We start from the raw sequence: 1,253 nt of genomic DNA, 5'->3' as shown, positions 1-1,253 counted from the left end.
TAGATGACCACATTAGCTCCTACTGGTAAAGCGCTACGAAGCCCGTCGTAGAGCGGTTTTTCATGCGTTTTCCCTGGTTGGACATAAACCATGGTGGTCTCAATGAGCAAGTGCAACACATGACCTATCAGGTACGGTGTTGCCATGAACCACTGCTATCGCCATCTTTCTGCTGAAGACCGAGCCGCCATCATGATGATGCGAGCCACGCATTCGATCCGGGCCATTGCCACTCACCTAGGTCGTGCGCCGAGCACCGCGTCGCGAGAAATTGCTCGCCATACGGTCGATTCCATCAAGGGCTACGATGCCGGCCTAGCGGGCTATCGGGCTCGTCTGACGCGACATCGGCCACGTCAGCGTCCCAAGCTGCATGCCGATGGGGAGTTCTTCGATGTGGTGGTTCACCTGCTGCGCAAGGTCTCGTCACCGCAACTGATAGCCAGCACACTGAAGCGCATGTCTCCCAACGATTCACGTCGGCAGGTCTCGCATGAGGCCATCTACAACGCGCTCTATGTGATGCCCCGCGGCAGTCTCAAAAAAAAAGCTCATCGCCTGCCTGAGGCAGGGCAACGGCAAGCGTCGCTCACGCAGTCGTGGCAAGGATCGACGCCAGCAGATTCCCGATCTGGTCAGCACCCACACGCGCCCGCCTGAGATCGAAGACCGCTTGATGCCTGGCCACTGGGAGGGCGATCTCATCATTGGCGCCAACAAACGCTCCGCCGTCGGTACGCTGGGGAGCGCACCACGCGCATGGTGATTCTGGCGAAAGTGGATGGCACCACGGCCACGGCGGCGGCCGTTGGCTTCAGCGATAAGCTCAATGAGGTGCCGCGAGCCCTGCGTCTCTCCATGACCTACGACCAGGGCAGAGAAATGGTGAAGCATGCCGAGATCACGCAGAAGACCGGTACTGCGATCTACTTCGCTGATCCGCATTGCCCATGGCAGCGGAGCTCCAACGAGAACACCAACAGGCTGTTGCGACAGTATCTGTCAAAGGACACGGACCTCTCTGTCTACAGCCAGGAAGAGCTCGACGAGTTCGGCGACTCACTGAACACACGGCCTCGCAAGACACTGGACTGGCGAACCCCACTGGAAGTCTACGCCGAGGTGCTCAAGAAATCCGTCGGCGGACCGAGCACCCTTCAATAGGGCTCTTCGTCACTTCACGTGGATTTGGCCTGATCGAACAGGCGGCCCACCGAGCTGCCAATCAGGTAGATCATGGCGATGAAGTTGGC

The 1,253-nt window shown here is 58.8% G+C and carries 1 pseudogene; it reads left to right on the top strand.

The features are described from left to right. Positions 1-144: 144 nt before the first annotated feature. Positions 145-1,164: pseudogene (locus SCI24_RS21395) on the top strand (IS30 family transposase). The last annotated feature ends 89 nt before the right edge of the window (positions 1,165-1,253 follow it).

Source organism: Halomonas sp. (assembly GCF_033549285.1).
Lineage (GTDB): Bacteria > Pseudomonadota > Gammaproteobacteria > Pseudomonadales > Halomonadaceae > Halomonas.
The sequence above is the reverse complement of the archived record's forward strand: the minus strand, read 5'-3'. Positions and strand labels throughout refer to the sequence as shown.